6 protein-coding genes are annotated in these 5,952 nt (G+C 75.6%); 5 read left to right on the top strand and 1 reads right to left on the bottom strand.

Annotated features, from left to right (window positions below):
* Positions 1–138: 138 nt before the first annotated feature.
* Complete coding sequence (locus ACRYR9_RS19285) at positions 139–966, top strand: hypothetical protein (RefSeq protein ID WP_432499006.1); 828 nt, start codon at positions 139–141, stop codon at positions 964–966.
* 91 nt (positions 967–1,057) lie between these two features.
* On the opposite strand, the gene ACRYR9_RS19280 is transcribed toward ACRYR9_RS19285, so the two are convergent.
* Positions 1,058–2,203 (bottom strand): PucR family transcriptional regulator, encoded by a 1,146-nt coding sequence (locus ACRYR9_RS19280; RefSeq protein ID WP_432499003.1) that lies wholly within the window; start codon positions 2,201–2,203, stop codon positions 1,058–1,060.
* A 103-nt stretch (positions 2,204–2,306) separates the two neighbouring features.
* Between ACRYR9_RS19280 and ACRYR9_RS19275 the strand changes: the two genes are divergently transcribed.
* The 4 genes from ACRYR9_RS19275 (at position 2,307) to ACRYR9_RS19260 (ending at position 5,840) form a co-directional block, all read left to right on the top strand.
* Entirely contained in the window at positions 2,307–3,239 is a 933-nt protein-coding gene (locus tag ACRYR9_RS19275; protein ID WP_432499001.1) for a proline dehydrogenase family protein, read from the top strand.
* A 52-nt stretch (positions 3,240–3,291) separates the two neighbouring features.
* Positions 3,292–4,926, top strand: a complete 1,635-nt coding sequence (gene pruA / locus ACRYR9_RS19270) for an L-glutamate gamma-semialdehyde dehydrogenase (protein ID WP_432498998.1) — start codon at positions 3,292–3,294, stop codon at positions 4,924–4,926.
* 69 nt (positions 4,927–4,995) lie between these two features.
* Positions 4,996–5,517, top strand: a complete 522-nt coding sequence (locus ACRYR9_RS19265) for a phage holin family protein (RefSeq protein WP_432498996.1) — start codon at positions 4,996–4,998, stop codon at positions 5,515–5,517.
* Positions 5,514–5,840 carry a DUF3618 domain-containing protein gene (locus tag ACRYR9_RS19260; protein ID WP_432498994.1) on the top strand — a complete coding sequence of 109 codons (327 nt, stop codon included), beginning with the start codon at positions 5,514–5,516 and terminating at the stop codon, positions 5,838–5,840. Before ACRYR9_RS19265 ends, ACRYR9_RS19260 begins: the two co-directional genes overlap by 4 nt.
* The last annotated feature ends 112 nt before the right edge of the window (positions 5,841–5,952 follow it).

Below are 5,952 nucleotides of genomic sequence, written 5' to 3'. Positions count from 1 at the left end.
GATCTTGCACGGTTGAGGACTCAACCGTGCAAGATCACCGCGAGTTCAAGGGCTCCGGGGGCTTGTGGGTGAGGGATGCGGAGCCGGGAGCCTGTGGACACCGGCTCGGGGCTCGAGTCGAGGCCGCACAGTGCGCCGGTGCCCACCACCCTGCCCGGACGTCGCCGGGACGCCGCCGCGGAGCTCACGGACCCGTGCCCCGGCGGCGACCGTGCGGCTGCGCTCGCGATCCTGCTCCCGCCCGGTGCAGCCATCGCCCGCAGGTCCGCAGCAGCCCGCCACGGGTTCCACCTCACGATGCCGGACGAACGGTCGGAACTGCTGCCCGTGGAGTGCGTCGTCGAAGCGGGCCGTGCACCGCTGCGACGTGCCGGCGCGCGGTGCTACGAGGCGGTGCTGGACGGCGACGTCGAGCTCGACGGAACTGTCCCGGTCACCTCTGCGCTGCGCACCTGTCTGGACACCGCGCGGTACGAGGTCCCCCCGCTCGCCCTGGCGATGCTGGACCGCGCACTGCGGGTCGGTCTCCTGGATCCGGGCGCCGCGCTCTCCCGTCTGGACGAGCTGCCCGGTGAGCGTGGCGTGGCGCGGGCCCGCCGGTTGCTGACGCTCGCCGACGCGGGTGCGGAGTCGCCGGGCGAGTCGTGGCTGCGCCTGCGCCTCGCCGACGCCGGGTTCCCCCGGGTGTGCACGCAGATCGAGGTGCCCCGAGCGGGGCGTGCGTCGTTGCGCCTGGACATGGGGTGGCCGGAGCGGCGCATCGCCGTCGAGTACGACGGGGAGGAGTTCCACGGCTCCGCGCGGCAGCGTGAGCACGACGAGCGCCGTCGTGCTGAACTCCGTCGCCGCGGCTGGACCGTGGTGGGGGTGGGGCGCGGAGAGGTGCTCGGCCGGTCGCTCGCCCTGGAGCAGGGGGTGGGTGAGCTGCTCGGCATCGAGCCGACCACCCGCCGCCGCCCCTGGTGACCGCCCCCACCCCGCGGTGATCTTGCACGGTTGAGTCCTCAACTGTGCAAGATCACCGTGGGTGGGGGGCTGGTGGACGAGTCGGGTCGGGTCAGGTCAGGCCGGCGAGGGTCAGGGCCAGGTGCAGCGACAGGCGGTCGGTGCCGTCGTCCAGGTCGTACCCGCTGACCTCCCGCACCCGCCGCAGCCGGTGGTACAGCGTCTGGCGGTGCACCCCCAGCCGCGCCGCGGTGCGCTGCGCCGAGCCCGCCAGGTCCAGGTAGGTGCGGGCGGTGCGCACGAGCTCCGGGTCGCCGGCCAGCAGCCGCCGCGCCCGCTCGTCCACCGCCACGGCCGCCAGGTCCCCGGCCTCGGCCAGCGCCAGCAGCCGCAGCGTGCCCAGCTCCTCCCAGCCGCGCACCGCAGCGGCACCGCGGGGCCCGGCCCCCACCGCGGCCAGCGCCGCGCGCAGCGCCGCGGCCGCCTGCCGCCACCCGGTGTGCGCCCCGGCCGGGGTCACGGGCCCGGACACCCCCGCCGCCACCCCCGCCGGGTGCTGGGCCAGCAGCGCCCCCGCCGCGCGGGCGGCGACGTCCGCGGCCGCCACCGCCGCGGGCACCAGCAGCGCCGCGCGCGCCCCGACGGGCGCCACGAGCACGGTGCGCGGAAGCACCCAGGCGTTGACCGGTCCGGTGGCCTCCCCGTCGGCGGGGGCCATGGCCACCACGCGCAGCTCGCCCGCCGGCAGGACCGCCTCGCGCGCCAGCTCCTCGGCCGCGCCGGCGCGGGCCGCGGGGTCGGTCGAGAGCAGTTCCCCGACGGCCCAGGTGGTGCGGTCGACGGTGCGCGAGCGGTGCGCCAGGGCCGCGGCGACGGCGTCCACGAGGTCGCTCAGCTGCGCCAGGCGCGCCGGCTCCACCCGCTCGCCGGGGTCCAGCAGCCACAGGTACCCGTAGGTCACCCCGCGCCAGCGCACCGGCACGCACCAGCGGGCCAGCCGCCCGGCGGCCGGGTCGGCGGGCACCCGCAGCGGTCCGCGCGCCCGGGCGATGCCGAAGGCGGCGAACGCCTGCTGCACCGCCGCGTCGGAGCGCCGCCGCAGGATGGAGGTGCGGCGCACCTCGTCGATGACGTCGTCGTGGCCCGAGGAGGCCACCAGGTGCAGGTCGCGGTCCTCCAGGGTGGTGGGGGCCCCGGTGAGGTCGGCGATGGAGTCCACGAGCTCCTGCAGGCCCAGGGCGGCGGATGGGGTCGTCACGGGCTCAGCGTCCCACCCCATCATCCACCTGTACGACGAACCCGCGGCAGGACTGTCCAACAGTCCCTGGTGCGGCAGGGGTCGCGGGCTTAGCGTCGACAGGGTGTTCGCCCAGGTGGTCCTCGGCGTGGCCGGTGCGCCGCGCGTCCGCTCCCTCGTGACCGGGAGCAGCCTCAGCCGTCCCGTCGTGCGGCGCTTCGTCGCCGGCGAGGACACCGACGCCGCGCTCGAGGCGGTGCGCACCCTGCGCGCCGACGGCGTCCACACCACCCTCGACGTCCTCGGCGAGGACGTCACCCACCCCGAGCAGGCCGAGCAGACCCTCGCCGCCTACCTCGATCTGGTGACCCGCCTGGCCGGTGCCGGCCTGGCGCAGGGGGAGGAGGTGTCGGTGAAGCTGTCCGCGCTCGGGCAGGGCCTGGGCCCGGACGGTCCGGCGCGCGCCACCGAGCGCGCCCACGCCCTGGTGGAGCACGCCCACGCGCACGGCGTGGACGTCACCGTCGACATGGAGGACCACACCCGCGTGGACCTCACCCTGGAGGCGGTGCGCGCGCTGCGCGCGGACTTCCCCCGCACCGGCTGCGTCCTGCAGTCGATGCTGCACCGCACCCCCGGCGACGCCGCCGACCTGGCGCACCCCGGCTCGCGGGTGCGCCTGGTCAAGGGCGCTTACGCCGAGCCGGCCGAGGTCGCCCACCCCGCCAAGAAGGACGTGGACCTGGCGTACGTGCGCTGCCTGCGCACCCTGCTGGACGGCGGCGCGTACCCGATGGTCGCCACCCACGACCTGCGCCTGGTGCGCATCGCCGAGGACCTGCTGGCCGGGCGCGCACCCGGCGCGGACGGGCCGGCGGGGGAGTTCCAGATGCTCTACGGCATCCGCACCGACGAGCTGCGCCGGCTGGCCGCGGCCGGGCACGTGGTGCGCACCTACGTCCCGTTCGGCACCGACTGGTACGGCTACTTCTCCCGCCGCCTGGCCGAGCGCCCGGCGAACCTCGCGTTCTTCGCGCGCTCCCTCGCCCACGCCTGAGGAAACCCCCGAGAAACCCCGAGAACCCGCAGAACCCGACCCGGAGGTCGTCGTGCAGTCCGTGACCGAGGTCCCCGCCCCCCGCAACGAGCCGGTGCACGGCTACGCGCCGGGCAGCACCGAGCGCAAGCTCCTGACCGACCAGCTCGCCGAGCAGGCCGCGAACCCCGTGGAGATCACCCAGACCGTCGGGGGCGTGCAGTCCACCGGTGGCGGCGAGCGCATCGACGTCGTGCAGCCGCACCGGCACGCGAGCGTGCTCGGCACGTTCCGCGCGGCCACGCACGCCGACGCCCGCGCCGCCGTGGACGCCGCCCTGGCCGCCGGCCCGCAGTGGGCGGCGATGGACTACGAGGACCGCGCCGCGGTGTTCCTGCGCGCCGCGGACCTGCTCGCCGGGCCGTGGCGGGAGAAGCTGGCCGCGGCCACGATGCTGGGGCAGTCCAAGACCGCGCACCAGGCGGAGATCGACGCGCCCTGCGAGCTGGTGGACTTCTGGCGGTTCAACGTCGCGTTCGGCCGCCGCCTCATCGCCGAGCAGCCGGTCTCCTCGCCGGGGGTGTGGAACCGCCTGGACCACCGCCCGCTGGAGGGTTTCGTCTACGCGGTCACCCCGTTCAACTTCACCGCCATCGCCGGGAACCTGCCCACCGCCCCGGCGCTGATGGGCAACACCGTGGTGTGGAAGCCCAGCCCCACGCAGATGCTGTCGGCGCACTGGACGATGCGGTTGCTGGAGGCGGCCGGCCTGCCGCCGGGCGTGGTGAACCTCGTCGGCGGTGACGGCCGCGCCGTCTCGGACGTGGCGCTGGCCGACCCGCACCTGGCCGGCATCCACTTCACCGGTTCCACCGCCACGTTCCAGCACCTGTGGCACACGGTGGGGGAGAACATCGGGAACTACCGCACCTACCCGCGGCTGGTGGGTGAGACCGGCGGCAAGGACTTCGTGCTGGCGCACCCCTCGGCGGACCCGCAGGTGCTGTCCACCGCGATGCTGCTGGGCGCGTTCGAGTACCAGGGGCAGAAGTGCTCGGCGGCCTCGCGCGCGTTCGTGCCGCGCTCGGTGTGGGAGCGGATGGGCGAGGACTTCCTGGCGCGCGTGGAGTCCCTGAGCTACGGCGACGTCACGGACCTGTCGAACTTCGGCGGCGCCGTCATCGACGCCCGCTCGTTCGCGAAGAACGCCGCAGCGATCGACCGCGCGAGGGCCACCGCCGGTGTCGAGGTCGCCGCGGGCGGCACGTACGACGACTCCGAGGGGTACTTCGTGCGCCCGACCGTCCTGCTGGGCGAGGACCCGGGCGACGAGGTGTTCAGCACCGAGTACTTCGGGCCGATCCTCGCCGTGCACGTCTACGACGACTCCCGCCCCGGCGCGTGGGAGGACGTGCTGCGCCTGGTGGACTCCGGCTCGCAGTACGGCCTGACCGGTGCGGTGATCGCCGACGACCGCGTCGCGGTCCGGCGGGCGCAGGACGCGCTGCGCTTCGCCGCGGGCAACTTCTACGTCAACGACAAGCCCACGGGCGCCGTCGTGGGCCAGCAGCCGTTCGGCGGCTCGCGCGCCTCGGGCACCAACGACAAGGCCGGCTCGATCCTGAACCTGCAGCGGTGGACCAGCCCGCGCGCCCTGAAGGAGACGTTCGTGGCGCCGACCACGCACGTGTACCCCCACATGCGCTGACCCGCACCCCGGCGCGGCCGCGGCGGTCTCGAGTTTCGCCGCGACCGCCCGGGGGGTACACCGGTGGTCATGAGCCACGACAGGAGCGCCACGCGCGCGGACGACCTCAGCGTCGTCCACCGTCCCGGCGCCCACGGCGCCACCGCGGCGAGCGCCTCGCCCACCACGCCGCAGGCGGGCCCCGGCCCGGTCGTCTCCGACACTCCGCGGGGCGAGTCCGTCGGCCAGCTCGTCAGCGACCTGACCCAGCAGATGTCGCGCCTGGTGCGCGACGAGGTGCAGCTGGCGAAGATCGACCTGACCGAGAAGGGCAAGAAGGCCGGCAAGGGCCTGGGGGCGTTCTCCGTCGCCGGACTGCTGGCGTTCTTCGGGATCGCCGCCCTGGTGACCACCGCGATCGCGGCGCTGTCCCTGGTCCTGGACGTGTGGCTGTCTGCGCTGATCGTGGCGGTGGTCCTGCTGGCGCTGGCCGCCGTGGCCGCAGTGGTGGGCAAGAAGGAGGTCCAGCAGGCGACCCCGCCGGTGCCGCAGGCGGCGGTGGACGGCGTCAAGAAGGACGTCGAGGCCGTCAAGGAGGGTTTCAAGCGATGAGCAGCACCCAGCCGACCCCGCCCACCGATCGCGCCGAGCTCGAGCGCGACATCGCGCAGACCCGCGAGCGGCTCGCGGAGACCGCCGACGCGCTGGCCGCCAAGGCGGACGTGAAGGCCCAGGCGCAGGCGAAGGTCGACGACCTCAAGGCGCAGGCGCAGCACCGGGTCGCGGACGTGAAGGACCGCGCCGTCACGCAGGTGCACGGTGCCAGCGACAGCGCCCCGGGCAGCCCGAAGGTGCAGGGCGGCGCGCTGGTGGGCGTGGTGGTGGCCGTGACCGCGCTGACGGTCTGGCTCGCCGTGCGCCGCAAGCGCCGCTGACCCACCCCCCGCCCCGCCCCTCCCCGCGGGGGGGGGGGGGGGGGGGGGGGGGGGGGGGGGGGGCGGCGGGGCGGGGGGGCGGGGGGGCGCGGCGGGGGGCGCGCGGGGGGGG

This window comes from Kineococcus auxinigenes (genome assembly GCF_050871525.1).
Lineage (GTDB): Bacteria > Actinomycetota > Actinomycetes > Actinomycetales > Kineococcaceae > Kineococcus.
Note: the sequence above shows the minus strand (reverse complement) of the source record. Positions and strands in the feature narration are given on the sequence as shown.

Excerpts from the sequence above, each read along its gene's own strand:
- ACRYR9_RS19265 (WP_432498996.1), top strand. The coding sequence starts at position 4,996 with ATGAGCCACGACAGGAGCGCCACGCGCGCGGACGACCTCAGCGTCGTC.
- ACRYR9_RS19260 (WP_432498994.1), top strand. The coding sequence starts at position 5,514 with ATGAGCAGCACCCAGCCGACCCCGCCCACCGATCGCGCCGAGCTCGAG.